The 23,689-nt window shown below is 73.9% G+C and carries 20 protein-coding genes; 9 read left to right on the forward strand and 11 right to left on the reverse strand.

What is annotated here, in order from left to right; all coding sequences use genetic code 11:
* Nucleotides 1-294 (reverse strand): phosphoenolpyruvate carboxylase (locus AB0M28_RS23445; protein ID WP_365408176.1); only part of this gene is annotated, 294 nt, incomplete at its 3' end.
* The gene (locus AB0M28_RS23450; RefSeq protein ID WP_365408280.1) at nucleotides 294-1,400 is read right to left on the reverse strand and encodes an ROK family transcriptional regulator; all 1,107 of its coding nucleotides are present in this window, start codon (nucleotides 1,398-1,400) and stop codon (nucleotides 294-296) included. The genes AB0M28_RS23445 and AB0M28_RS23450, both read right to left, overlap by 1 nt.
* Before the next feature lie 101 nt (nucleotides 1,401-1,501).
* Between AB0M28_RS23450 and AB0M28_RS23455 the strand changes: the two genes are divergently transcribed.
* The 3 genes from AB0M28_RS23455 to AB0M28_RS23465 are packed head-to-tail and all read left to right on the forward strand — an operon-like array spanning nucleotide 1,502 to nucleotide 3,905.
* Nucleotides 1,502-2,608 (forward strand): Gfo/Idh/MocA family oxidoreductase, encoded by a 1,107-nt coding sequence (locus AB0M28_RS23455; protein WP_365408178.1) that lies wholly within the window; start codon nucleotides 1,502-1,504, stop codon nucleotides 2,606-2,608.
* Nucleotides 2,605-3,168 (forward strand): heme-degrading domain-containing protein, encoded by a 564-nt coding sequence (locus AB0M28_RS23460; RefSeq protein ID WP_365408181.1) that lies wholly within the window; start codon nucleotides 2,605-2,607, stop codon nucleotides 3,166-3,168. The genes AB0M28_RS23455 and AB0M28_RS23460 overlap by 4 nt, the downstream gene beginning before the upstream one ends.
* A 50-nt stretch (nucleotides 3,169-3,218) precedes the next feature.
* Entirely contained in the window at nucleotides 3,219-3,905 is a 687-nt protein-coding gene (locus tag AB0M28_RS23465; protein WP_365408184.1) for a nucleoside/nucleotide kinase family protein, read from the forward strand.
* Here AB0M28_RS23465 and AB0M28_RS23470 read toward each other — a convergent pair.
* Complete coding sequence (locus AB0M28_RS23470) at nucleotides 3,895-4,536, reverse strand: response regulator transcription factor (RefSeq protein ID WP_365408283.1); 642 nt, start codon at nucleotides 4,534-4,536, stop codon at nucleotides 3,895-3,897. The genes AB0M28_RS23465 and AB0M28_RS23470 overlap by 11 nt on opposite strands.
* 2 nt (nucleotides 4,537-4,538) lie before the next feature.
* Nucleotides 4,539-5,849, reverse strand: coding sequence for a sensor domain-containing protein (locus AB0M28_RS23475; protein WP_365408186.1), 1,311 nt, complete (start codon nucleotides 5,847-5,849; stop codon nucleotides 4,539-4,541).
* 109 nt (nucleotides 5,850-5,958) lie between these two features.
* Here AB0M28_RS23475 and AB0M28_RS23480 point away from each other — a divergent pair, with 109 nt between their 5' ends.
* Nucleotides 5,959-7,830, forward strand: a complete 1,872-nt coding sequence (locus AB0M28_RS23480; RefSeq protein WP_365408189.1) for an FtsX-like permease family protein — start codon at nucleotides 5,959-5,961, stop codon at nucleotides 7,828-7,830.
* Nucleotides 7,831-7,840: 10 nt separating this feature from the next.
* Here the strand turns inward: AB0M28_RS23480 and AB0M28_RS23485 are convergent, their stop codons facing one another.
* The 6 genes from AB0M28_RS23485 to AB0M28_RS23510 all read right to left on the reverse strand — a co-directional run bounded on the left by AB0M28_RS23485 (nucleotide 7,841) and on the right by AB0M28_RS23510 (nucleotide 18,219).
* Nucleotides 7,841-8,362: a hypothetical protein gene (locus AB0M28_RS23485; protein ID WP_365408191.1), complete on the reverse strand. Its 522-nt coding sequence runs from the start codon at nucleotides 8,360-8,362 to the stop codon at nucleotides 7,841-7,843.
* Nucleotides 8,363-8,399: 37 nt separating this feature from the next.
* Nucleotides 8,400-12,131: a S8 family serine peptidase gene (locus AB0M28_RS23490; protein ID WP_365408194.1), complete on the reverse strand. Its 3,732-nt coding sequence runs from the start codon at nucleotides 12,129-12,131 to the stop codon at nucleotides 8,400-8,402.
* 139 nt (nucleotides 12,132-12,270) lie between these two features.
* A complete protein-coding gene (locus AB0M28_RS23495; RefSeq protein ID WP_365408196.1) occupies nucleotides 12,271-16,011 on the reverse strand; it encodes a S8 family serine peptidase in 3,741 nt (1,246 codons plus the stop codon).
* 141 nt (nucleotides 16,012-16,152) lie between these two features.
* Nucleotides 16,153-16,470 carry a hypothetical protein gene (locus tag AB0M28_RS23500; protein ID WP_365408199.1) on the reverse strand — a complete coding sequence of 106 codons (318 nt, stop codon included), beginning with the start codon at nucleotides 16,468-16,470 and terminating at the stop codon, nucleotides 16,153-16,155.
* A gap of 138 nt (nucleotides 16,471-16,608) precedes the next feature.
* Nucleotides 16,609-17,316 carry a decarboxylase gene (locus AB0M28_RS23505; RefSeq protein WP_365408202.1) on the reverse strand — a complete coding sequence of 236 codons (708 nt, stop codon included), beginning with the start codon at nucleotides 17,314-17,316 and terminating at the stop codon, nucleotides 16,609-16,611.
* Nucleotides 17,317-17,445: 129 nt separating this feature from the next.
* A complete protein-coding gene (locus AB0M28_RS23510) occupies nucleotides 17,446-18,219 on the reverse strand; it encodes a decarboxylase (protein WP_365408205.1) in 774 nt (257 codons plus the stop codon).
* Nucleotides 18,220-18,395: 176 nt separating this feature from the next.
* Between AB0M28_RS23510 and AB0M28_RS23515 the strand changes: the two genes are divergently transcribed.
* Entirely contained in the window at nucleotides 18,396-19,799 is a 1,404-nt protein-coding gene (locus AB0M28_RS23515) for an amidase (protein WP_365408208.1), read from the forward strand.
* 3 nt (nucleotides 19,800-19,802) lie between these two features.
* Here the strand turns inward: AB0M28_RS23515 and AB0M28_RS23520 are convergent, their stop codons facing one another.
* Nucleotides 19,803-20,291: a DUF3830 family protein gene (locus AB0M28_RS23520; RefSeq protein WP_365408211.1), complete on the reverse strand. Its 489-nt coding sequence runs from the start codon at nucleotides 20,289-20,291 to the stop codon at nucleotides 19,803-19,805.
* Between the two features lie 184 nt (nucleotides 20,292-20,475).
* Here AB0M28_RS23520 and ehuB point away from each other — a divergent pair, with 184 nt between their 5' ends.
* The 4 genes from ehuB to ehuA are packed head-to-tail and all read left to right on the forward strand — an operon-like array spanning nucleotide 20,476 to nucleotide 23,574.
* Nucleotides 20,476-21,390 carry an ectoine/hydroxyectoine ABC transporter substrate-binding protein EhuB gene (ehuB, locus tag AB0M28_RS23525; protein ID WP_365408213.1) on the forward strand — a complete coding sequence of 305 codons (915 nt, stop codon included), beginning with the start codon at nucleotides 20,476-20,478 and terminating at the stop codon, nucleotides 21,388-21,390.
* A gap of 9 nt (nucleotides 21,391-21,399) precedes the next feature.
* Nucleotides 21,400-22,122, forward strand: coding sequence for an ectoine/hydroxyectoine ABC transporter permease subunit EhuC (gene ehuC, locus AB0M28_RS23530; protein WP_365408216.1), 723 nt, complete (start codon nucleotides 21,400-21,402; stop codon nucleotides 22,120-22,122).
* Entirely contained in the window at nucleotides 22,122-22,754 is a 633-nt protein-coding gene (gene ehuD, locus AB0M28_RS23535; protein ID WP_365408219.1) for an ectoine/hydroxyectoine ABC transporter permease subunit EhuD, read from the forward strand. The genes ehuC and ehuD overlap by 1 nt, the downstream gene beginning before the upstream one ends.
* 7 nt (nucleotides 22,755-22,761) lie before the next feature.
* Nucleotides 22,762-23,574: an ectoine/hydroxyectoine ABC transporter ATP-binding protein EhuA gene (ehuA, locus tag AB0M28_RS23540; RefSeq protein WP_365408286.1), complete on the forward strand. Its 813-nt coding sequence runs from the start codon at nucleotides 22,762-22,764 to the stop codon at nucleotides 23,572-23,574.
* The last annotated feature ends 115 nt before the right edge of the window (nucleotides 23,575-23,689 follow it).

Raw genomic sequence — 23,689 nt, forward strand, 5'->3', positions numbered from 1 at the left:
CGAGCCCACGCCGTACCAGCCGGGCACGATCTGCCGGGACTGCGTCCAGCCGAACACCCACGGGATGGCCCGCAGTCCGTCCAGTCCGGCGCCCGCCCCCGCGCTCCGCCCGGCAAGGCCCCTTGGGGCCGCAGAATCGCTCCGATCCACAACGGTGACCGGCCACCTTACGTAGGCCCACCACATGAGGCCCTCCACATGAGGCTCACCGTACGAGGTCCACGCATGAGCCCCACCACGCCTTCCCCACCAACCACTCCCACCCCCCACCACATCACCCCGTGAACACCACATCACCCCGCGAACAACGGCCGCAGCACGAGCTCCGCCGCCCCCCTCGCGACCGCCAGGTCCCCGCCGGGGGCGACCTCGCAGGGGACGGTCGGGCCGAGTTCGTGGCGTACGCCTGATGTGAACGGGTTCGGTGTGGAGAGCACCGTGCGGCCGCCGAGGAAGACGCGGTCCACGTCCAGGAGGCGGGTGAGGTTCGCCGCGCCGATACCGAGCAGGCGTGCCGCGGTGGTCGTGTCGCCCGCCGACACGGCCGCGAGGCACAGCGCCTCCAGGCAGCCGCGCCGGCCGCATCCGCATGGGGGGCCGCCCAGCTGGACTACCTGGTGGCCGAACTCGCCCGCCCCCGTGCGTGGTCCGCGGTAGAGCTCGCCCCGCAGCGACAGGCCCGCCCCGAGTCCCGTGCCGAGGTGGAGGTAGGCGAAGCCGTCGCCGGGGCGGGCGGTGTCGATCAGGCCCAGGGCCGCCGCGTTGGTGTCCTTGTCGAGGGCGACGGGAAGGCCGAGCGCGTCCGAGAGCACCTGGCGCAACGGGTAGCCGTCCAGCGCCGGGGCCCCGGTGACCGCGCCCAGCACGCCGGACGCGTGGTCGAGCGGCCCGGGACAGGCGACCCCGACCCCGAGCACCGGGGCCGCCGCCCGGCCCGCGTTCGCCACCTCGCCCGGAGCCGCCACTCCGCCCCGGACCCCAGCGACCCGCCCCAGCACCCCCCGCACCGCCTCCACCGTCGCCCCCACCACCCGCTCCGCTCCCGCCGCCAGCGAGTGCCGCGCGCGGCGGCTGTCCACCACCACCCCCGCCAGGTCCACCACCACCGCCGTCACCTCGTCGCGGTCCAGCTGCACCCCCACCGCGTGGCCCGCCTCCGGTGCCAGCCGCAGTGCCGTGGCCGGTTTGCCGCCCGTGGAGGCGCGGGCGGCCGCGTGGGTGGCGAGGCCCTCGGCGCGCAGGCGGGCGGCGATCTTGCTCACCGCCTGGGGGGTGAGGCCCGTGCCGGCGGCCAGTTCCGCGCGGCTGAGGCCCGCGGGTCCGGCCGCCCGCAGCAGTGCGAGCACGACCGCGTCGTTGTGCAGCCGCACCGCGGGCAGCCGCAGCGCAGGCAGCCGCAGCGCCGCGCGCGGGCGCCGGGACGCCGGGGAGGATTCGCTGGTCACACGCCCATTCTGCCCTCCGCTTGCCCTTTCGCAACAGCGTTGCTTAAGTGGAGGGCATGGATGGCCCCACCACACCCGCCCCCGCGGCCCCACCGCTGCGCACCGGCATCCTCGGCTACGGCCTGGCCGGTTCCGTCTTCCACGCCCCGCTCATCGCCGGCACCCCCGGACTGGTGCTGGACACCGTCGTCACCGGCAACCCGGAGCGGCAGCAGCAGGCCCGCGAGCGCTATCCGGACGTCCGCGTCGCCGCGACGGCCGAGGAGCTGCTGGCACGCGCCGGCGAACTGGACCTGGTGGTGATCGCCTCTCCGAACCGCACGCACGTACCGCTGGCCACGGCCGCCCTCGAGGCGGGGCTGCCCGTGGTCGTGGACAAGCCGATCGCCGGCACCGCCGCCGAGGCCGAGGCGCTGCGCGAACTCGCGGCCAAGCGCGGGCTGATGCTCTCCGTCTTCCAGAACCGCCGCTGGGACAACGACTTCCTCACCCTCCGCAAGCTCGTCGAGGACGGCGCGCTCGGCGACGTCCTGCGCTTCGAGTCCCGCTTCGAGCGCTGGCGTCCGCAGCTCAAGGGCGGCTGGCGGGAGTCCGGCGACCCGGCCGAGGTGGGCGGTCTGCTGTACGACCTGGGCAGCCACCTCGTCGACCAGGCGCTCACCCTGTTCGGGCCGGTAGCGCGCGTGTACGCCGAGTCCGACGTACGCCGGGCCGGCGCGCAGGCCGACGACGACACGTTCATCGCGCTCACCCACCTCAGCGGCGTCCGCTCGCATCTGTGGGCCAGTGCCGTCACCGCCCAGCTCGGGCCCCGCTTCCGTGTGCTCGGCAGCCGGGCCGGCTACGTCAAGTACGGGCTCGACCCGCAGGAGGCCGCGCTGCGCGACGGCCATATCCCCGGCGAGGGCGGCGAGGGCTGGGGCGCGGAGCCCGAGCAGGCGTGGGGCCGCCTGGGCGCCGGCGAGTCCCCGCTGACCGGAGGCGGCCAGCCCGTGCCGACGCTGCCCGGCGACTACCCCGCGTACTACAAGGCGGTCGCCCAGGCGCTGCGTACGGGCGGGGAGCCGCCCGTCACCGCCGCCGAGGCCGCCGCCGCGCTGCGCGTGCTGGAGGCCGCCCGCCTGTCCGCCGCCGAGGGCCGCACCGTGGAGCTGACCGCATGAGTGACCACAAGCCGACCGACACCAAGCCCGCCACCGCCACCCCGACCACCCCCAAGCCGGCCGACCTCAAGCCGCACGACGTCAGCGACCTCAACACCCTCATCGCCGAACTCTGGGAGCAGGAGCAGCGCCTGCGCTTCACCCGCTTCGGCAACGACGACGCCTGGGAGCTCGGCTGCCTCCTCGCGGACCTCGCCGTCGAGCGCGGCGCGTCCGTCACCGTCGACATCCACCGCGGCGCCCAGCAGCTGTTCCACCGGGCGCTGCCCGGCACCTCGCCGGACAACGACCAGTGGCTGGCCCGCAAGCGGCGGGTCGTCGAGCGGTACGCGGCCAGCTCGTACCTCGTCGGCACCCGCTTCCGGGCCAAGGGCACGACCTTCGAGGAGTCCTCGCGGCTCGACCCGGACCGCTACGCCGCGCACGGCGGCGCCTTCCCGGTGTACGTGCACGACGTGGGCGTCGTCGGCGTGGTCGGGGTCTCCGGGCTGCCGCAGGCGGAGGACCACGCGCTGCTGGTGGAAGGGCTGGAGCGCTTCCTCCGGGACGGCCGGGGCTGACCGCGGAGCACCCGTGGCCGGTCCGCGACCCCGCGCCGTACAGTGCCGCCATGCGCATCGATCGGCTGGCCGAGGACGCCTGGAAGCTGCTCGGCGACTCCCCCCGGGCCGTGCTCGGTCTCACCGGGCCGCCCGGGGCGGGCAAGTCGACGCTGGCGCGGCGGCTGGTCGCCGAGCTGGGCGGGGAGCGGGCCGCGTACGTGCCGCTGGACGGGTTCCATCTGTCCAACGCCCAGCTCGACCGGCTCGGGCTGCGGCAGCGCAAGGGCTCCGAGCCCAGCTTCGACGCCTTCGGGTACGCCGCGCTGCTGCGCCGGATCACCGGGCGGGCCGGCGACGAGGCAGCGGGGGCGGAGGAGGTCTACGTACCGGACTTCGACCGCGCCCTCGACGAGCCGGTCGCGGCCCGGCACCTGGTCCCGCCGGGCGCGAGGCTCGTCGTCACCGAGGGCAACTACCTGGCCCTGGACGCCCCCGGCTGGCGGCAGGCCCGGGAGCTGATGGCCGAGGTCTGGTACGTGGAGGCGGACGACGGACTGCGGGACGCGCGGCTGATGGACCGCCATGTCGGCTTCGGCCGTACGGCGGAGGCGTCCCGTGCGTGGATCGACTCCAACGACGCCCCCAACGCGGAGCTGGTGAAGGCGTCCCGGTCCCGCTGCGACCGGGTCGTACCCGGCGTCGCAAGCCTCACCGATGCCACGGACGCCACGGACGTCACCAGTCTCACGACCTGAGGAACGCCAACACCGCCAGCACCCGCCGGTGCGTGTCCTCCGCCGGCGGCAGGTCGAGCTTGGCGAGGATGTTGCCGACGTGCTTGCCCACCGCGGCCTCCGTGACGACGAGGTCTCGGGCGATCGCCGCGTTCGACCGGCCCGTCGCGATGAGGGCCAGCACCTCGCGCTCGCGCGGCGTGAGCCGCTCCAGCGGATCGCGGTGCCGGCGCAGCAACTGCCGTACGACCTCGGGGTCCACGGCCGTACCGCCCGCCGCCACCCGCTCCACCGCCTGCGCGAACTCCTCGACCTGGCCGATCCGGTCCTTCAGCAGATAGCCGACGCCCGAACCGTTCCCGGAGTCCAGCAGGTCGGCGGCGTAGGCGCGTTGCACGTACTGGCTGAGCACCAGCACCGGCAGTCCGGGCCGCGCCTCGCGCAGGGCGAGCGCGGCGCGCAGGCCCTCGTCGCTGTGGCCGGGCGGCATCCGCACGTCGGTGACGACGATGTCCGGGCGGTGCTCGGCGACGGCGGCGGTGAGCGCTTCGGCGTCGCCCACCGCCGCGACGGTCTCGTGCCCGAAGCGGGCGAGGAGGGCGATCAGGCCCTCGCGCAGGAGGACACCGTCCTCGGCCAGGACTACGCGCAGGGCTACGTGCCGGGCTGGGTGCGGGGCTCCTCCGGTGTCCTCGGAGCGGTCGTCGGAGTCGGCGTGCACGGGATCTCCGCTCGCAGCTCGGTGGGCCCGCCGGGCGGGCTGGTCAGCGCAAGTCTTCCATCGAGTACGGCGATCCGGTCGGCCAGCCCCGTCAGCCCGCTGCCCGTGCCGGGGTCGGCGCCGCCGCGGCCGTCGTCCGCCACGAGCAGCGTCAGCTCGCCGTCGGCGTAACCCGCCCGGACGGTGACCGCCGTGGCGCCGCTGTGCTTCGCGGCGTTGGCGAGGGCCTCGCGGACCAGGAAGTACACGGCGGACTCCACCGGTTCGGGGAAGCGCGGGAGGCCGGACACGTCCGTGGTCACCGGGAGTGGAGAGCGGTCGGCGGCGTCGGTGAGGGCGGCGGGCAGGCCGTAGTCGGTGAGGACCTGGGGGTGGATGCCGTGGATCAGGTCGCGGAGTTCGGCGAGCGCGGCCTCGGCCTCCGCCTGGGCGAGGGTGAGCCGTTCGTGCAGGGCGCTGCCGGGCTCGGCGTCGAGGCGGGCGAGTCCCAGCGACATCGACAGGGCCACCAGCCGCTGTTGGGCGCCGTCGTGCAGATCGCGCTCGATCCGGCGGCGCTCCGCCTCGAACGCGGCGGCCAGCCGGGCGCGGGAGCGGGTGAGCTCCCGGACCGTGGGCGTACGGGTGGGCGTGAGGGCGCGGCGGGCGAGCCCGGCGCGGCCGGACGCCAGCACACGCAGCGGGTACGCGGCCAGGGCCAGGGCCGCCAGCCCCGCGACGGCGACCGCGATCGCCGTCGGCTGGCCGGTGACCGTCCACAGCTTGAGGACCTTCACCTCCGCGCCGTCCGCGGCGAGCAGGAACGGGGTCGCGACGAGCGCCGCGGGGAACGCCACCAGGACGGTCAGCGCGGCGGCCTCCAGCGGCCACAGCACGGTCGCCGTCAGCACGGCCCAGGCCAGCTCGCGCCAGGTCGCCGGTTCGGTGAAGCGGTGCCGGGCCCAGGCGGTGAACCCCGGCCGGCGGGTCGGGGTGTGACCCGGCGGCGGGGGCGCGCCCAGCAGGCGTATCCGGTGGCGTTCGGCCGCGGCGACCGGGATGCCGCTGAGGGCGGCCAGGGCCAGCAGCGGGATGCCGGCGAGGACCGGGGTGAGGGCGACGCCGGTGACGGTCAGCACGAGCAGCGCCGCCAGGGTCGCGGCGCCCAGGGGGAGACCGGCCGCGAGGTAGCCGAGCGCGCGCACGGACTGCGCAAGTGGGACCGAGCCGCGCACAGTCCGCGCCGGCCGGCGTTCGGGATCCATGCCCCCCACCGTAGATCGCGGACGACCGGCCCACGGTATGCCCAGCCCTACCCTTCACCCGGGGTCCAGCGGGCGTGTCCGCGCCCCGCGCAGCCGCTGGGATGGACGCATGAGCCCCCTCCGCCTGCTGAAGCTCACCCTGCGCTCCGTACGGGCCCGCTGGACGACCCTCGTCGCCGGCTTCACCGCTCTGGCGCTGGGCACCGCGCTGATCACCGTGATGTGCCGCGCCCTCGCCGGGACCGGACCGCTGCCCGCGAGCGAGGAACTCACCACCGCCGTCGCCCTGCTGGGCACCGCGGCCGGGGTGACCGGCTTCGTCTCGGTTTTCGTCGTTGCCTCCACGTTCTCCTACGCCGTCGCCCAGCGCCGCCGCGAACTGGGCCTGCTGCGACTGGCCGGCGCGGGCCGGGCGCTGGTGCGGCGGCTGGTGCTCGGCGAGGCGCTGGTGCTGGGGGCGGCGGCGTCCGCGGCGGGGTGCGTGCTGGGGGCGTACGCGGCGCCGCGGCTGGTGGCGTGGCTCGTACGGCAGGAGCTGGCGCCGTACGGGATGACCGCCCCGGACGACCGCTGGCCGTACGCCGTCGGCTTCCTCACCGGGCTCGGCGTCGCCCTCGCCGGGGTCGCCGCCGCCGCGCACCGGGCCGGGCGGGTGGCGCCCGCGGAGGCGCTGGCCGAGGCGGTCGTGGACGCCCGGGCGATGACTCCCGGCCGGTGGCTCGCGGGCGGCGGACTGCTCGCGACGGCCCTTGTCCTGATGGCCTGGCGGCTGGCCACGGACCCCGGTGAGCTGCTGCACCGCAAGACCTACACCGTGCAGCCCATGCTGCTGACCGGTGCGGTGGCGCTGCTCGCCCCGGTGACGGCGGTGCCGCTGTGCCGGCTCGCGGGGCGGGCGCTGCCGGGGTGGACGGGGCGGCTGGTTCGGGGCAACGCCTCGGCGGCGGTGCGGCGTACGGGCGCCGTCGCGGCGCCGGTGCTGCTGACGGTGGCGCTGGCCGGTTCGCTGCCGGGGACGGCGCAGACGGTGAGCGCGGCGAAGGCGGCGGAGGCCGCCGCGCAGACGCGGGCGGAGTACGTCGTGACCGGCGGGGTGGACCCCGCCGCCCTCGCCCGGGTGCGGGCGCTGCCCGGCGCGCGGGTGTCGGCGAGCGCGCCGGTGCGGGTGGAGACCGTCGAGGACAGCGACGTCCGCATCGCCTGGGAGGGCCGCGCGGTGCACCCCCGGGGCCTGGCGGCGCTGGCGGACCTGCCGGTCGCCGCGGGCCGCCTCGCCGACCTCGACGACCGCGGCATCGTCGTCACCGAGGAGTGGCAGCGCCACCGCGTCGGCGACACGGTGCCGGTTTGGCGTACGGACGGCAGCCGCGTCGACCTGCGCGTCGCGGCGGTGCTGCGCACGGGCACGGGCGACAACGGCGTGTACGTCACCCCGGCCAACGCACCGGGCGCGGCGGTCGACCGGGTCGACGTACGGGGTGTCGACGGCGCGGCGCTGCGGACGGCTCTGCACGGCACCGGCCTGCGCGTCAGCACCGCTGCCCGCTGGCTCGCGGACACCCACCCGCGCACTAGCCGCGCCACCCGCGCCGGCTTCGCCCTGGTCCTGGGCATCGCCCTGGTCTACGGCGTCCTCGTCCTCGCCAACACCCTGTGGATGTCCACCGCCGACCGGGTCCGCGACCTCGCCGCGCTCCGCCTGGCGGGCGCGACGAGGCCGCAGGTGCTGGCGACGGTGGCGGCGGAGGCCCTGCTGGTCGTCGCGGTCGGCGCCGTCCTGGGCGCGGCGGTGGCGGCACTGAACCTCGGCGCGGTCTGCGGCGCCCTCACCCTCCTCGGCACCCCCGTCCCGCCCTCCGTCCCCTGGCCGACGCTGGCCGCCCTCCTCGCGGCCTGCGCGGCGGCGGCCGTCCCGGCGGCGGTGATCCCGGCGTGGTGGGCGCTGCGGACGCGGCCGGTGGAGCACCTGAAGGCGGCGTGACGCCGCCCCTTCAGCCCTTCGCGCACTCCGGCTTCGGGAGCACGTTCTTCCAGCCGCTGACCGCCTTGTCGCCGAACCCGAGCCCGGTCCAGTACACGCCGATCGCGGCGCGCGCCGGACCGTCCTCGACCTCGGCGTCCACGCTGACGAGGAAGTGCGAGACGTAGGGCTGTCCCCCCGCCGTCTCACCCGACACCTCCAGCACCCAGCCGCCCGCCGTGTTCTTCGTGGCGGGCACGCCTTTGGAGCGCAGGACCTTCGGTCTGCCCCCAGGCCGCACACACTCGGCGCGGGCCTCGTCGAGAAGGTGGCCGCACGTCTCGACCTCGATGACGTTCTCCCCGCAGAACGTCTTCACCGGACCCGCGTCGTGCGCCGCCACCACCCGGTCCAGTTCGGCGAGTGCCTGCTTCTCCGTGACCGGGACGGTGCCGGGCTCCGGCAGACTCGGCGAGTCGGCCAGACTGCCGCAGCCCGCCGTCGCGAGAGCGCAGCCGACAGCCAGCGCGACGACGGGCAACCTCTTCCTCACAGCGCGTCCTCCTCGGGGAGACAAACGGGCGTCATGATCACTTCAGCCCGAAGGCCCTGATGATCTCCTGGCTCACGCTCAGTCCGCCAGGCCCCTGCGCCGTCGCGCGCAGCGACACGAACTCGCCCGGCCGCGGCGGCGTCTTGAGGTACGCCACCCACCGCCCCTCGCCCGTGCGGGTCAGGGTCACCCGCTGCCAGCGGTCGCCGCCGTCGTACGACACCGACAGCGTCGCCTGCGAGGCACGGACCCGGTCCGGGAGCCAGGACTGCGTGGCCGCGCCGAGGCCCAGCTCGACCACCGTCCCCGACGGGACGCGGCCCGCCAGGTCCGTACGGACGTCGAAGTCCAGGTCCAGCAGGCGGATGTCCGCGCTCTCGTCCAGACCGGCGGAGACGAACCCCCACTCCGAGCGGACCTTCGTGGACGTGGCCCACACGGACTTGTCGCGGTCGCCGCGTACGACGAGGCGGTACGGCAGCGGGTCCCGCGACACCGGCTCCTCCGTGTACAGCGCGGGGCTGTCCGCGGACGCCAGCAGCCTGTCGCCCTGGAAGAGCTGCGAGCGGATGCTGCCGTCGAACAGCCCCGCCGGGTACGTGCCCGCGTGGCCGTCGCCGGAGTCCGACCACATCGGGACGTTCGTCTGGATGTAGTCGTTGTCCTGGCGGAACGGCCCCCAGTAGCCGGTGCCGAAGCGCGGATGCTGCACCGGTGCGAACCACTCCTGCGCGAAGAGCCCGCCCGGCGTGTAGTGCCGCGCGTCGTCCCGCTCCTCCAGCAGCGCGTCCCCGGCGGCACCGGTGACCGCGTGCTCCTCGTACCAGTAGCCCTGGCCGGACGTCCGCTTCGGCGTCACCCACTCCGTGCGCCGGCCCGGGAAGGACTCGTACTCCGGGAAGCCGATGAACTGGGCGGTGCCCCACGCCGGGATGTCGTAGCGGTAGCCGCTGCCGAGGCGGGCGGTGCCGTCGGTGTGGAAGGTGTTCTCCACCCGTGCCAGGTCCCGCCGCGGGTCCGGCGCGTACGTCAGGTCCCGGTCCGGGATCCGGCCGGTGTGCAGGTCGACGAGGTCGTAGAGGTACGACGACCAGCGCTTCTCGCGTACGGTCAGCCGCAGTCCGCCGGCCTTCACCTCCTCGAGCAGCCGTGCTCCCGCGTCCCGTTTGACGGAGGCGATGACGAGCGGGCGGTCGAAGTCCCCGTCGCTGTACACCTCGTTGAGGCGCCCGGTGCCGTCGTGGACGACGAGCAGTGCCGCCGCCCCCGCCTCCACCGCGGCCACGGCCCGCTCCTGCGCGGACACCGCGTCACTGCGCACGACGACCGCCGCCTTGCCGCGCACGTCGAGGTCCGCGTAGTCGGCGGCCCCGCCGGCGCCCGCGTACACCGCGTCCAGGGTGCGCGTGCCGGCCGCGCCGATCGTGCCGCCCGGCTGGGGCAGTACGCCGAGGTCGCGGCCGTCGGCCGTGGTGACGGTCAGCTGCTTCTCGTGCAGCCGCCAGCGGGTGAGGTAGTCGAAGCTGCCGGTGGCCGGCCTTTCCGTGGGCGTCGCCCACACCTCGTCGTACGCCACCGGGACCGGCCACATCTCGCGGATGCCGGAGCCGTCGGGGTAGGCGCGGCTGAAGTCGACGCGGCGCTGGCTGTCGGCCGTCGGCCGGTCCGTCCGCGCGCTGACCAGACGCAGCCTCGTGCCGTCGAGGTGGATGGCCGTGGGGCCGTCGACGACCGTCTCGGGGTCGACGACCAGGCCCGCCGCCAGCGAGTCGGGCGTGGAGCCCGGCATGTCGGGCCACCAGTACGCCGTGTAGTTGCCCGGCGCGGCGCGCAGCGTGCGCGAGCCGTTCACCTCGTACAGGGAGGGCCAGAAGTCGCCCTCGCGGACGAGGACGACGCGGCCCTCGCCCGCCGACCCGTCGCGGTCGGTCAGCTTCAGCGTCAGGTCGTACAGCTCCCGCTCCTTCTGCACCGCGAACGCCGTGCGGGCGACGACCGCTCCGCCCGCCGAAGCGGTGATCCGGGCGGAGGCGTACGAGTCGGCCGCCAGGGACGCCGGGTCGATGGTGAGGGTGACGGAAGCGGTCCCGCCGGCCGGGACGGTGAGCGTGTCGGCGGACAGCCGGTAGGCGTCGGACGGGGGGTCGACGGCCAGGTCCAGGGAGACGTCGGCGCCGGACGTGTTGCGGTAGGTCACCGTGCGCTCGGCCGTCTCGCCGGTCTCGTGCGGCCAGTCGAAGACGGCCGTCGGCACGGAGCCGGGCGCCTCGACCGCGGCGTCCAGCGCGGCCGGGATGTCGATCCGGCCGGTGCCCTGCTGGTAGGGGGTGTAGCCGTCGAGCCCCTTCGCGGTCGCCATCAGCGCGTCCTTCACGCGCTGTCCGTCCCAGCCGGGGTGCGCCTGCTTCAGGATCGCCGCGGCGCCCGCGACGTGCGGGGTCGCCATCGACGTACCGGACATCGTCTCGTACATGCCGGTCACGTTCGGGGCCGCCTGCGAGGCCGCCGCGCGGATATCGACGCCGGGGGCGGACACGTCGGGCTTGAGGCCGTAGGTGCCGGTGAGCGGGCCCATGCTGGAGAAGTCCGCGCGTACGTCGGACTTGTCGACGGCCGCGACCGTCAGCGCCGCGTCGGCGGCACCGGGGGAGCCGATGGTGAACTCGCCCCAGCGGTTGCCGGCGGCGATCACGAACAGCGGACCGCCGTTCGCGGACAGGGTGTCGACGGCCATCGCCATCGGGTCGGTGCCGTCGGAGGGCTCGTCGGAGCCCAGGCTCATCGACACGACGTCGGCGCCCTGCTCCTTCGCCCACTCCATGCCGGCGATGATCTGCGAGTCGCTGCCGAAGCCGTCGTTGTCCAGCACCTTGCCGACGTACAGGCGCGCGCCGGGCGCCACCCCCTTGTACGTGCCGTCCGACGCCGCGCCGGAGCCGGCGATGGTGGAGGCGACGTGCGTGCCGTGCCCCTGCCGGTCGAGGACCTCCTGCCCGTCCACGAACGACCGGGACGCGGCGACCCGGTCGGCGAGGTCCGGGTGCGCGGGGTCGATGCCGGTGTCCAGCACGGCCACCTTCACCCCGGCGCCGTCCAGGCCCCGGGCCCAGGCCTGCGGGGCGCCGATCTGCGGGACGGACTCGGCGAGTTCGGCCCGCACCCGGCCGTCCAGCCACAGCTTGCCGACGCCGCCGTCCAGCGAGCGGGCCTCCGCCGCGGGGGCCAGGTCCTTCCAGAAGGCGCGGGCGGTGTCCTTGTCCGCCTTCATCGCCGTCGCGCCGATCGAGTCCAGTGGCCGCACGTGCGTCGCGCCCTTCGGGGCGGCGGGCGCGGCGGGCCTGCGGGCACCGCCCGCCCCCGTCGCGATGACCGGGATGCCGCCCGAACGGCGGTCGTCGTAGCCGGACTTCACCAGCTCCGTCACGCTGAACAGCCGGCGGTCCAGCCGCCCGGCGGCCAGCAGCGACTGCGCCTCGTCCGGTACGACGTACAGCTGTCCGCCGGTCTCCTGGATGTGCACGCTCCCCGGCGCGCCGTCGGGGCGGTCGACGGCGACCAGATCGTGCTCGCTCCCCGGGCGGTCGGTGTAGTGGACGACGTCCCCCGTGATCAGCGTGATGTCGTACGCCGTGCCGTCCGCCCGGTGGGGGGTGGCGGGGGACGGTCCCGCGGCCCCCGCGGCGGCGGGCGGCAGCAGCAGGCCGCCCCCGAGTGCCAGCGCGGTGGCCGCGGCCGCGAGCGCGGACCGGCGTCTCAATATCGTGGTCATGACAGGGGTCTACAGCGAACGCCCGCGTCCGCGCACCGCCGCACCGGTGGCGGGTTCCCGCCATTCGGCAATGCGCCGGGGCCACGGAGAGCGGCCCCCGCCGGGAGGCGGGGGCCGCTCGATTCCTTTTCGTCTACGGCTACTTCAGACCGAACGCCCGGATGACCTCCTGGCTGACGCTCAGCCCGTCGGGGCCCTTCGACGACGCGCGCAGGGAGACGAATCCGCCCGGGGTGTCCCGCGTGGTGAACTTCGCCGTCCAGCGGCCCGCGGCGGTCTTCGTCACCGGCACCGCCTGCCAGGTGGCACCGTCGTCGTACGACACGGACAGGGTGGCCGACTCGCCCTTGAACTGCTCGCCGGCGATCCAGTCCCCGGTCTCGGCGCCCAGCCCGACCGTCAGCGCCCGGCCCGCCGCCGCGTCGCCCCGCAGGTCGGTGGGGACGTCGAAGGCCAGGTTGAGCAGCTTCAGGTCGTAACGGGTGTAGTCGCCCTCGGCGTTCGGGTGGTGCGTGAAGCCGTACTCGGTGCGGACCTTGGTCGAGGTCCGCCACAGCTCACCGTCACGCACCGCCTGCGCCACCACCCGGTAGGGCTTGGCCTCACGCGGCAGATCCGCCCAGATGAAGCCGCCCTTGGACTGCTTGACCAGCGCGCCGCCGTCGTACAGGGCGATGGTGCCGGACGCGTACTCGTCGTAGGCGCCCGTCATCACGCCGGAGTGTCCCGCGCCGTCGTCCGAGAACGTCGGGATGTTCACCTGGACACCCCAGTTGTCGGTGATGGTGCTCTCGAACCCGTCGCCGAAGCGCGGGTGGTGCACCGGGGCGAACCATTCGGTGGAGTAGGCCTTGCCGGCCCGGTAGCGGTCCGCGCCGCCGCGCATCTGCTGCTGCTCAGGGCTGTCGTATCCGGCGGTGTGGTCCTCGTACCAGAAGCTGTCCCCGTACTGCGGCGAGACGTACTCCGTACGCACCGACGGGTACGCCTCGTACTCCCCGAGGCCCACCCCGCGCCCGCGGCCGATCTCGCGCACCGGGACGTAGTAGCGGAACCCGCCGCCCAGGGTGTCGCGGTGGCCGTAGTACCTCGCGGTGACCTTCGCCAGGTCGTCCTCCGAGGGGCGGTAGTCCAGCGCCCGGTCCGGGATCGCGTCGCGGTACACCCGCGCCAGGTCGTACAGGTAGTCCGCGAAGCGCTGCTCGTCCACCCGCAGCACACCGTGCCCTGACTTCGCCTCCGCGATCAGCCGCGCGCCCTCTCCCGCCCGCGCCGACGCCACGGTGATCTGCTGCGCGCCGTACGCCTCGTACAGCCGGCCCCGGCCGTCGTTGACGGTGACGATCATCGCCGCGCCGGCCGCGGTCGCGTTGGCCGCGCGGGTCTTGGCGTCGACCGTGTCGGACCGCTCGACCACGACCGCCTTGCCGCGGGCGTCCAGGCCCTCGTAGTCGGCCGCGGCGCCCTCGCCGGCGTACACGGTGGCGAGCTTGCGGGTGCCGTCCTTGAACGCCGTGCCCGCCTGGCCGGTCAGCTGTACGTCGGCACCGCTGCCGGTTTCCGCGTCGAGGAACTCCTCGCGCAGCCGCCAGCGCGTCATGAAGCTGAACTCGCCCTTGGTGATCCGCTCGGTCGGGCTCAGATAGACCGTGTCGTAGTACGGCAGCAGCACGAACTGCGAGTCGAAGCCGATGCCGCCGGTGCCCGTGCCGTCCGCGTACATGCGGTGGTAGTCCAGGACCGTCTGCGAGACCTCGGCCTCCTTCGGCGCCCGCACGTTCGCCGCGTGCGCCTTGCTCGCGTCCAGCGTGACCGTGGTGGGGCCGGACAGCACCGTCTCCGGGGCGGTCAGGAAGGCCACGCCCAGTGCGTCGGGGCTGTCCCCCGGCACGTCGAGGTACGACCACGCGGTGTAGGTGCCGACGGGCATCCGCAGCGTCCGGGAACCGTCCACGAGCACGTTGAACGGCGCGCTGTTGCCCTCCCACGTCAGGGCGACGACGCCGGCGGCCGGATTGCCGGCGCGGTCCTTCAGCTCCAGCGTGAGGTCGTACAGCTCGCGCTCCTTGTACAGCGCGAAGCCCGTGTGGGCGGCGACCGCTCCGGTGGCGGCGTCGGTGGCGGTGAGCTGGCCCGAGAAGGACGTGTCCGCCGGCACGTTCGCCGGGTCCAGCGTCAGCTTCACGTCGGCGGTGCCGCCCGCCGGGACCGTGACGGTCTTCGCCGACAGGGTGTACGCCGGGTCCTCGGTGTCCAGCGCCAGGTCCAGCGTGGCGTCCGCCGTACCGGTGTTGCGGTAGGTCACCGTGCGCTCGGCCGCCGCGGCGCCGTCGTGCGGCCACTTGTAGACCGCGGCCGGGACTGAGCCGGTGGCCTCGATCGTGGTGTGCAGGGTGGCGGGGATGTCGAGGCGGCCGGTGCCCATCTCGTACGGGCTGTAGTCCGTCAGCTTCTTCGACGCCGACATCAGCGCGTCCTTGACGCGCTGCGCGTCCCAGTCCGGGTGCGCCTGCTTCACGATCGCCGCCGCGCCCGCCACGTGCGGGGTCGCCATCGACGTGCCGCTCATGGTGCGGTACATGCCGCCCGTCCAGCCCGGCACCGCCTGCGAGGCGGCGGCGGAGATGTCCACGCCGGGCCCGGAGATGTCCGGCTTCAGGGCGTACGAACCCGTCAGCGGGCCCTGGCTGGAGAACGAGGCGCGCCCGTCGCCCTTGTCCACGGCGGCGACCGTCAGCGCCGCCGCGGCGGAGCCGGGCGAGCCGATGGTGCCGGGGGAGTAGGCGTTGCCGGCCGCCACGACGTACAGCGGACCGCCGTTCGCCGACAGGGCGTTCAGCGCCTGCGACTCCGGGGTGTTGCCGTCGTCGCCGACCTGGGTGCCCAGGCTCATGGACACGACGTCGGCGCCCTGCGCCTTCGCCCACTCCATGCCCTCGACGATCCCGGACTCCGACCCGTAGCCGTCGTTCGCCAGCACCTTGCCGACGAGCAGGCCGGCGCCGGGCGCCACGCCCTTCTTCGCACCGCCCGAGGCGGCGCCGGAGCCGACGACCGTGGAGGCGACGTGGGTGCCGTGGCCGTGGCCGTCGGTGACCTCCTCGCCGGGGATGAAGCTCTTCGTGCCGACGAGGCGGTCCTTGACGTCCGGGTGCGTCGTGTCGATCCCGCTGTCCAGCACGGCGACCTTGACGCCCGTACCTTCGAGGCCCTCGGCCCACGCCTGCGGCGCGCCCACCTGCGGCACGGACTCGCTGAGGTCGGCCTCCACCCGGCCGTCCAGCCACAGCTTGCCGATGCCGCCGTCCAGCGTCCGCGAGTTCCGTGCGGCGGGGGTGACGGCGTCCCAGAAGGCGCGCGCGGTGTCCTTGTCGGCCTTCAGCGCCGTCGCGCCGATCGACTCGAGCGTACGGACCTTCGCCGCGCCCTTCGGCGTCGCGGGCGGCTGGGCGGAACGGGACTTCGGCGCGGCGGCGATCACCGGGATGCCGTCCGCGTGCGCGTCGTCCAGCCCCATCGCGGCGAGAGCGGTCACGTTGAACAGCCGCCGGTCCACCCGGTCCGCCGCCAGCAGCGGCAGCACCTCGGCGGGCAGCACGTACGTGTCCTCGCCGTAGCGCTCGATGTGCACGCCGGCCGTCGCCCCGTCGGGGCGGTCGACGGTCACCGTGTCGTCGCCGCCGGCGAGTTCCCGGTAGTGGACGACGTCGCCGGTGATCAGGGTGATGTCGTACGACGTGAGTGCGGCGCGGTCGGGGGAGTGCTCCGCCGTGGCCGGGTCCGCCTGCGCCGCGTTCTGCGGCAGCAGCAGACCACCGCCGAGCGCGACCGCGGTGGCGGTCGCGGCCAGCGCGGACCGGCGTCTGGATATGAAGGTCATGCACAGGATGTACACGGAACGATCACGTCCGCGCAGCGGCCCCTGGCGGGCGGGTAGCCGCCGTGGCGGCTTTCCGCCAGGGCTGAAACTGTCGTGATTACGACACGGGTGACGTCACCGCCCCGCCGTGCCGCCGCCCCGCTACGCCGCCGCCGACCCGCCCGTCCCCGGCATCAGCGACCGGTGTACGCGCTTGAGCGCCCGCGTGCCGATCACCAGCACCGCCGGGACCTCGTCCGCGGGCAGCCGGCGGGCCAGCGCCAGCACGTCGACCACGATCTCGTAGTCCCGCAGCACCGTGGGCGGCACCCCGCAGGCGGTGGCCACGGCCGCGTACGAGGCCGCCACGTCGGCGTACTCGATGACGGCCAGCCGGATGTCGACGTCGAGGTTGCTCAGGGAAGACGCGTCGAGGACGGGCGGCTGCAGCACGTCGTCGTCGCGGAACTCGTCGGTCATGCCCCACACCCCCCGTGTTCGGACCGCGCACACCGATCGGACACCGTGAATATTCCCGCCGCACGGGCTGCCGTAGCCTCACCAGGGCCAGGAGATTCAGCCGATTCGAAACTGCCGGGAACCGGCAACGGACTTCTTTCAGCGTGCTGTTGTGAACAACGCGCCCAGCATCGGCCGCGTTCCCACCGTCCGCCCCACCAGTCGCAGCCCCTCCCACACCGTGACCTGGTTCGCCGTCAGCACCGGCTTGCCCAGCGCCTCCTCCACGGCGGGGATGTGGGCCGCCGTGTGCAGCGCCGTGTCCGGCAGCAGCACCGCCTCCGCCTCGGGGTGGTCGCCGGCCCGCGCCAGCTCCACCACCTGCTCCCGGCCCAGCGCGCCGACCTCCGCGGCCGTCACGATGCCGTGGGCCCGCGTCGAGACGACCTTCGCCCCCGCGTCGCGCAGGAACTCCGCGAACAGCCCCGCCACGTCCGCCGGATACGTCGCCGCCACCGCCACCCGCGTCACGCCCAGCGCGTGCACCGCGTGCGCGAAGGCGAAGGACGTCGAGGAGGCGGGCACCCCGGCCGCCGCCGACAGCTCGCGCACCTGCTCCAGCGCCCCGTCCCAGCCGTAGACGAAGCTCGCGGACGTGCACGCCCACACCACCGCGTCCACCTCCCCCAGCCCGTCGAGGGCGGCCGTCAGCCGCGGCAGCGCGCCCATCCGCAGCAGGGCGTCGACGCGGTGCGCGTCCTCGCCGATCTCCGTGTGGGCGACCCGCAGGGGCACGCCCAGCAGCGACCCGAGGGCCGGGTAGTCGTCCTCCGCGGAGTGTCCTGGGTACAGGAAGCCGATGGTCATGGGTGCCCTCTTCCCCGTAACGGCCGGATCAGACGGCTGTTACGTCCATCCGGCGGACGCGGACCACCGCTGCCGCCGCCTCTCACAACGGCTCCGAAGCCCGCCCCACACCGGCTCCGAGGCCCTGCCTCACACCGGCTCCGAGGCCCCGCCCCACTGCGCCCGCGCGGCCGGGTCCAGCAGCGCCTGGTACGGGCCCACCGCCTGCGCGCCGATCCGGCGCAGCGCCGCGAACATGGTGACCTGGTTGGCCGTCAGCACCGGCAGCCGCAGCTCCGCCTCCAGCTGCGGGATCGCGTCGTACGTCGGGAGGTTGGTGCAGCTGATGAACAGCGCGTCCGGGCGCTCCGCCCCCACCGCCCGCCGGGCCATGTCCATCACGTCGCGGTAGGGCACGCGCCAGATCAGCCGGGTCAGCCCGAGGTCCGCCCGCCCGGTGACCTGGACGCCGTCCTCCGCGAGATACGCGGCCAGCGCGTCCGTCACCGACCGCGTGTACGGGGTGACCAGCGCCACCCGCCGGGCGCCCAGCAGCCGCAGCGCCTCCGTCATCGCCCCGGACGTCGTCACCGCCGGCACCCGCGCCGCGGCGGCGATCGCGGCGGCCACCGCCCGCTGCCCGGCGTGCCCGTCGACGAAGCTGCCCGAGGCGCAGGCGTACGCGATGACCTCCGGCTCCACGGCGACCAGGGCCCGCGACGCCTCGCGCAGCGTCGCGTGCTCGCTGACCAGCCGGGCCAGGTCCACGCTCACCTCGGCCGGCACGTACGGGGTGCGGGTCAGATGGAGCGACACGTCGGCGGGCGTCCAGCGCCACAGCTCCCGGTCCAGGGCGAAGTCGAACGGGGCGACCACCCCGACACCGCGCTGGGGCCGCGGGCCCCCGAGGAAGGAGACGTCCATCGGCCGCCCTCATTCTTCCGTGGTGCGACGAACTCTGTCCACGACGGTAGGGCTGCCCGCCGAGTGCGGTCAATCCTCACAACTCGGGCGACCGTACGCCGTTCCCGCCGCCCCCGTGGCAAGGAGGCGATTCGCGGGTAAGGCTGTGCACACGGCGAGGCAGTGAGGGAGTGGCGATGACGCAGCTGGCGGGGCTGACGGCGGTCCGGATCGTCGAGGGGTACCGGACGGGCGCGTTCAGCCCGGTCGACGCCGTGGAGGCGGCGCTGGAACGGGCGCGCGAGGCGCAGTCCCGTACCAACGCGTTCGTGTACGTCGACGCGGACGGCGCCCTGGAGCAGGCCCGCGCGGCGGCGCTCAGATGGCGGCGCGGCGAGCCCGAGGGGCTGCTGGACGGGGTGCCGGTGACCGTGAAGGACATCATGCTGCAGCGCGGGCGCCCCACCTTCCGCGGCTCGTCGACCGTGAAGGACACCGGCTCCTGGGACGAGGACGCGCCCGCCGTGGCGCGGATGCGCGAACACGGGGCGGTGTTCCTCGGCAAGACCACGACCCCCGAGTTCGGCTGGAAGGGCGTCACCGACAGCCCCCGGTACGGGGTGACGGTCAACCCGCACGACCCCGCGCGCACCGCCGGCGGTTCCAGCGGCGGCTCCGCGGCGGCGGTAGCGCTGGGCGCGGGGGCGCTGAGCCTGGGTACGGACGGGGGCGGCTCGATCCGCATCCCGGCGTCGTTCTGCGGGATCTTCGGGCTGAAGCCGACGTACGGACGGGTGCCGATCTACCCGCCGAGCGCCTTCGGCACCCTCTCCCACACCGGGCCGATGACGCTGGACGCGGCGGACGCGGCGCTGCTGATGGACGTGATCGCCGCGCCGGACCCGCGCGACTGGTCGGGGCTGGCCCCCGCGGCGGGCAGCTTCCGCGAGGGGCTGGACGCCGGGGTGAAGGGCCTGCGGGTGGCGTACAGCGCGTCCTTCGGCGGCCAGGTGCCCGTCGACAAGGAGGTCGCGGCGGCGGTACGGGCCGTCGCCGGGCGGCTGGCGGACCTCGGCGCGTACGTCGAGGAGGCCGACCCCCCGTTCGGCGAGCCCCTGGCCGCTTTCCACACCCTGTGGTTCGCGGGCGCCGCCCGGGTCGTCCAGCCGCTGGGCCGCGAGCAGCGCGAACTGCTCGACCCGGGGCTGCGGGAGATCACCGGGCAGGGGGCGCGGATCACGGCGCTGGAGTATCTGGCGGCGGTGGACGAGCGGATGCGGCTGGGGTCGGCGATGGGCCGCTTCCACCAGTCGTACGACCTGCTGGTGACGCCCACCATGCCGCTGACGGCCTTCGAGGCGGGCGCGGAGGTGCCCGCGGGCCGGGGCTTCACCCGGTGGACGGGCTGGACGCCGTTCACGTACCCCTTCAACATGACCCAGCAGCCCGCGGCGACCGTCCCCTGCGGGACGGACGGGCAGGGCCTGCCCATCGGCGTACAACTCGTCGCGGCCCGGCACCAGGACGCGCTGGTGCTGCGGACCGCGCACGCGCTGTACGGGGCGGGGGCGGCCGTACGGCCGGTTCCGGCCGCCGGCTGACCGTCACACCCGCCGGAAGCCGAGGGTCTCGCCGAGCGCCCCCGCCCGCCACAGGTCCTGGCAGGCGTCGGCCATCGCGTCCAGGCCCTCGACGACCGTGCCCCACACGATGCCGGGCACCCAGCCCTGGTCGCCGTTGATCAGCAGGTTGTTGCGCTCGTAGAACAGCGCCAGGTCCACCACGCGCGCCCCGACGGGGGACCGGTACCCGTACGAGGACGTGCCGAGCTGGGTGCCGGTGAAGCTGAAGTAGCAGAGGTCGCCGGGTATCGGGGTCACCGTCGGGTTCTCCAGCGGGGGTTCGGCGGGGGCGAACGCCGGCAGCAGGGTGTAGATCTCGTTCCGCGCGTACTTCGCGTGGTACACCTCCCCGCCCAGGGGCAGCGCGTTCCAGACGGCCTCGCAGGTCAGGGGCGCGCGATCGGCGAGCAGCCGGGCCGTGCAGCTCACCTGGCGCCGGGCCAGCACGACTTCCACATACCGTTCGGTCATCCCCCGAGCCTCCCCGGGGAATCCGCCGGTATGCCCCGGTCAGCGCCTTCCGTGGATGATAACGGAAAGATAACGCCCGAATATACGTTCAATAACCTCGCTGGGGGCCCGGGCATATTTCGCCGGTCAAGGGCAGGCGCACACCTTGTCTGATCACCGGCCCTCCTTGGAGGTTGGAACCCGCATGGCTCACTACCCGAACCTGTCCCGCCGAGGCTTCCTGACCAGGACCGCGGCCGTCGGGGGGCTGCTCGCGGTCCCCGGCGCCCTCACGGCCTGCAGCAAGACCGACGAGGGCGGCGCCGCGAAGGCCGAAGGCGGCAAGGGCGTGCTGGACAAGCTCAAGGAGCAGGGCTTCGTCCGCGTCGCGTACGCCAACGAGGCCCCGTACGGCTACAAGGAGGGCGACGAACTCAAGGGCGAGGCACCCACGCTCCACCGGGAGATATTCAAGGCGCTCGGCGTCGACGAACTCCGGCCCACCCTCTCCGAATGGGACGGTCTGATCCCCGGCCTGCAGGCCGGCAAGTACGACGTGATCAGCGCCGGCATGGCGATCACGCCGGAGCGCTGCGCCAACGCCCTCTTCTCCGAGCCCGAGTTCATCTCGCCCACCGCGATGATGGTCGGGAAGGGCAACCCGGAGGGCCTCACCGACCTCGCCTCCGCCAAGCAGGCCGGCGTCACCATCGGCGTCATGTCCGGCGCCGTGGAGGGCGACTACGCCGAGGGCGCCGGTATCGACGGCGGAAAGATCAAGACGCTGCAGAGCTCCCAGGACGGCGCCGACGCCGTCAAGGCCGGCCGCGTCCAGGCGTTCCTGCTCACCGGTATCTCGCTGCGCTGGCTCGCCAAGACCAACCCGGAGACCCAGGTCACCGACCCCTTCCTGCCCGAGCTGAACGGGGTCAAGCAGTACAGCCCGGGCGGCGCGGTCTTCCGCAAGGGCAGCGAGGACCTGCGCGACGCCTTCAACGAGCAGCTGAAGAAGATCACTTCTGACAAGCAGCGGTTCGTCGGCCTCATCGGCCAGTACGGCTTCACCGAGACAGAGGTCCCGCCGGCCGAGCTGAAGACCGCCGACCTGTGCAAGGGCTGATCCCCGCCCATGGGTGACTTCCTCGACGTACTGCTCGACAACAGATCCGATGTCCTCGACGGGCTGTGGACCACCATCCAGGCGACCGTCTACGGCGCCGCTCTGGCCCTGGTGCTGTCCTTCGCGCTCGGCCTGTCGGCCCTGCACCGGCTGCTGCTCGTGCGGGGGCTGTCCCGGACGGTCGTGGAGTTCTTCCGCGGCACCTCGCTCTACATCCAGCTCTTCTGGCTCTACTACGCGATGCCGCAGCTGCTCGGCTACGAACTCGACCCGCTGTTCTGCGGCGTGGTCGCCTTCGGGCTCAACTACGGCGCCTACGGCTCCGAGGTCGTACGCGGCGCGGTCAACGCCGTACCGCGGGCCCAGCGCGAGGCCGCCGTGGCCCTCAACATGACACCGCTGCAGCAGATGCGCCGCGTGGTGCTGCCGCAGGCGTGGGTCCAGATGATCCCGCCCTTCGCCAACCTGCTCATCCAGCTGGTCAAGTGCACGCCGCTGCTGTGGCTGATCTCGGTCGCCGACCTGATGACCGTCATGGAGGGCCTGCGCAAGCGCACCGGCGACACGGTCGAGGCGTATCTGACGCTGCTCGTCATGTACTTCGTCCTCGCCGCGGCGCTGACGTTCCTGATGAACGCGCTGGAGCGGTCCGCCGCCGCCCGGCTCGGCCGGCGCCCGGGGACGGGCAGCCTGCTGCGCAGCCGCAGCACCACGAAGGCGGGTGTCGCCTGATGGACTGGAACGCCGTACAGGACGCCCTGCCGCTGCTGCTGGAGGGCTTCAGGACCACGGTGCTGGCGACCGTGCTGGGCATCCTGGTCGCCGCCGTGCTGGGCCTGGCGACCGCCATGGCCGGGCGGGCCCCGACCCGGCTGGTCACCGTGCCGGTGAAGCTGCTGATGGAGTTCGTCCGCTCCACCCCGCTGCTGGTGCAGCTGGTGGGCGCGTACGCCTTCTTCACCTCGGTCGACCCGCTGACCATCGGCATCGCCGTCCTCGGCATCCACTACGCCACCTACACCTCCGAGGTGTACCGCGCCGGTATCGACGCGGTGCCCCGCGGCCAGTGGGAGGCGTGCCGGGCGCTGTCGATGTCGCCCCGGCGGACCTGGCAGGCCGTGGTGCTGCCGCAGGCGGTGCGCAACGTGCTGCCGGCGCTGGGCAACTACGCGATCTCCATGTTCAAGGAGACGCCGTTCCTCGCCGTGATCACCGTGGAGGAGATGGTCTTCGAGGCCCGTCAGTACGGCGCCGACCACTTCGCCTACACCGAGGCGTTCACGCTCGCCGGCGTGATCTTCCTGCTGGCGAGCTACCCGACCTCGCTGATGATGAGAAAGCTGGAGAAGCGACTTGGCCACTGACCAGCCCCTGAAGGAAGCACCCGAGCCCGGGGACGCGCCGGCCGCGACCCCCGACGGGCCCCTGGTCCGCTTCGACCAGGTCGTCAAGCGGTACGGCGACCACACCGTCCTCGACCGCCTGGACTTCGACGTCCAGCGCGGCCAGCACGTCACGCTGATCGGACCCTCCGGCTCCGGCAAGACCACCATCCTGCGGCTGCTGATGACCCTGGAGCGGGTCAGCGACGGCGTGATCTGGGTGGACGGCGACCCGCTCACCCATGTCCAGGGCCCCGACGGAAGACTCAGGCCCGCGAACGAGAGGCATCTGCGGCAGGTACGGCGGAAGATCGGCATGGTCTTCCAGCAGTTCAACCTGTTCCCCAACATGAAGGTGCTGCAGAACATCATCGAGGCGCCCGTCAACGTCCTCGGCCTGTCGAAGGACGAGGCGGAGGCGCGCGCCCGCGAACTCCTCGAACTCGTCGGCCTCTCCGACAAGATCGACGCGCACCCCACCCAGCTCTCCGGCGGCCAGCAGCAGCGCGTCGCCATCGCGCGGGCCCTGGCCATGCGGCCGGAGATCCTGTTGCTGGACGAGGTGACGTCGGCGCTCGACCCGGAGCTCGTCGCCGGCGTGCTGGATCTGCTGCGGGACATCGCCCGATCGACTGATATCACGATGCTCTGTGTCACCCATGAGATGAATTTCGCCCGGGACATCTCGGACCGGGTCCTGATGTTCAACGAGGGCCGCGTGATCGAGCAGGGATCTCCCGAGAAGATCTTCAGCGCGCCCGAGCACGAGCGGACCAGGGAGTTCCTCTCGGCGATCCTCTGAGACGCACCCCCCGCGCCGCGCCGTGGGCATATGCCATCGGCAAAGTCCGAGGTGGCGGGCCGGATCCGGCCCGCCACCCGGTCGTCCGGGCCTCGTCAACTCGCGCCCGGACGGT

Source organism: Streptomyces sp. NPDC051940 (assembly GCF_040680895.1).
Classification (GTDB): Bacteria; Actinomycetota; Actinomycetes; order Streptomycetales; family Streptomycetaceae; genus Streptomyces.

Bases quoted from the DNA above. Each gene is read 5' to 3' on its own strand.
- AB0M28_RS23520 (WP_365408211.1), bottom strand. From the start codon at position 20,291: ATGACCGAACGGTATGTGGAAGTCGTGCTGGCCCGGCGCCAGGTGAGC.
- AB0M28_RS23500 (WP_365408199.1), bottom strand. From the start codon at position 16,470: ATGACCGACGAGTTCCGCGACGACGACGTGCTGCAGCCGCCCGTCCTC.
- AB0M28_RS23460 (WP_365408181.1), top strand. From the start codon at position 2,605: ATGAGTGACCACAAGCCGACCGACACCAAGCCCGCCACCGCCACCCCG.
- ehuB (WP_365408213.1), top strand. From the start codon at position 20,476: ATGGCTCACTACCCGAACCTGTCCCGCCGAGGCTTCCTGACCAGGACC.
- AB0M28_RS23490 (WP_365408194.1), bottom strand. From the start codon at position 12,131: ATGACCACGATATTGAGACGCCGGTCCGCGCTCGCGGCCGCGGCCACC.
- AB0M28_RS23495 (WP_365408196.1), bottom strand. From the start codon at position 16,011: ATGACCTTCATATCCAGACGCCGGTCCGCGCTGGCCGCGACCGCCACC.
- AB0M28_RS23510 (WP_365408205.1), bottom strand. From the start codon at position 18,219: ATGGACGTCTCCTTCCTCGGGGGCCCGCGGCCCCAGCGCGGTGTCGGG.
- ehuC (WP_365408216.1), top strand. From the start codon at position 21,400: ATGGGTGACTTCCTCGACGTACTGCTCGACAACAGATCCGATGTCCTC.
- AB0M28_RS23480 (WP_365408189.1), top strand. From the start codon at position 5,959: ATGAGCCCCCTCCGCCTGCTGAAGCTCACCCTGCGCTCCGTACGGGCC.
- AB0M28_RS23515 (WP_365408208.1), top strand. From the start codon at position 18,396: ATGACGCAGCTGGCGGGGCTGACGGCGGTCCGGATCGTCGAGGGGTAC.
- AB0M28_RS23505 (WP_365408202.1), bottom strand. From the start codon at position 17,316: ATGACCATCGGCTTCCTGTACCCAGGACACTCCGCGGAGGACGACTAC.
- AB0M28_RS23465 (WP_365408184.1), top strand. From the start codon at position 3,219: ATGCGCATCGATCGGCTGGCCGAGGACGCCTGGAAGCTGCTCGGCGAC.
- AB0M28_RS23455 (WP_365408178.1), top strand. From the start codon at position 1,502: ATGGATGGCCCCACCACACCCGCCCCCGCGGCCCCACCGCTGCGCACC.
- AB0M28_RS23475 (WP_365408186.1), bottom strand. From the start codon at position 5,849: ATGGATCCCGAACGCCGGCCGGCGCGGACTGTGCGCGGCTCGGTCCCA.
- ehuD (WP_365408219.1), top strand. From the start codon at position 22,122: ATGGACTGGAACGCCGTACAGGACGCCCTGCCGCTGCTGCTGGAGGGC.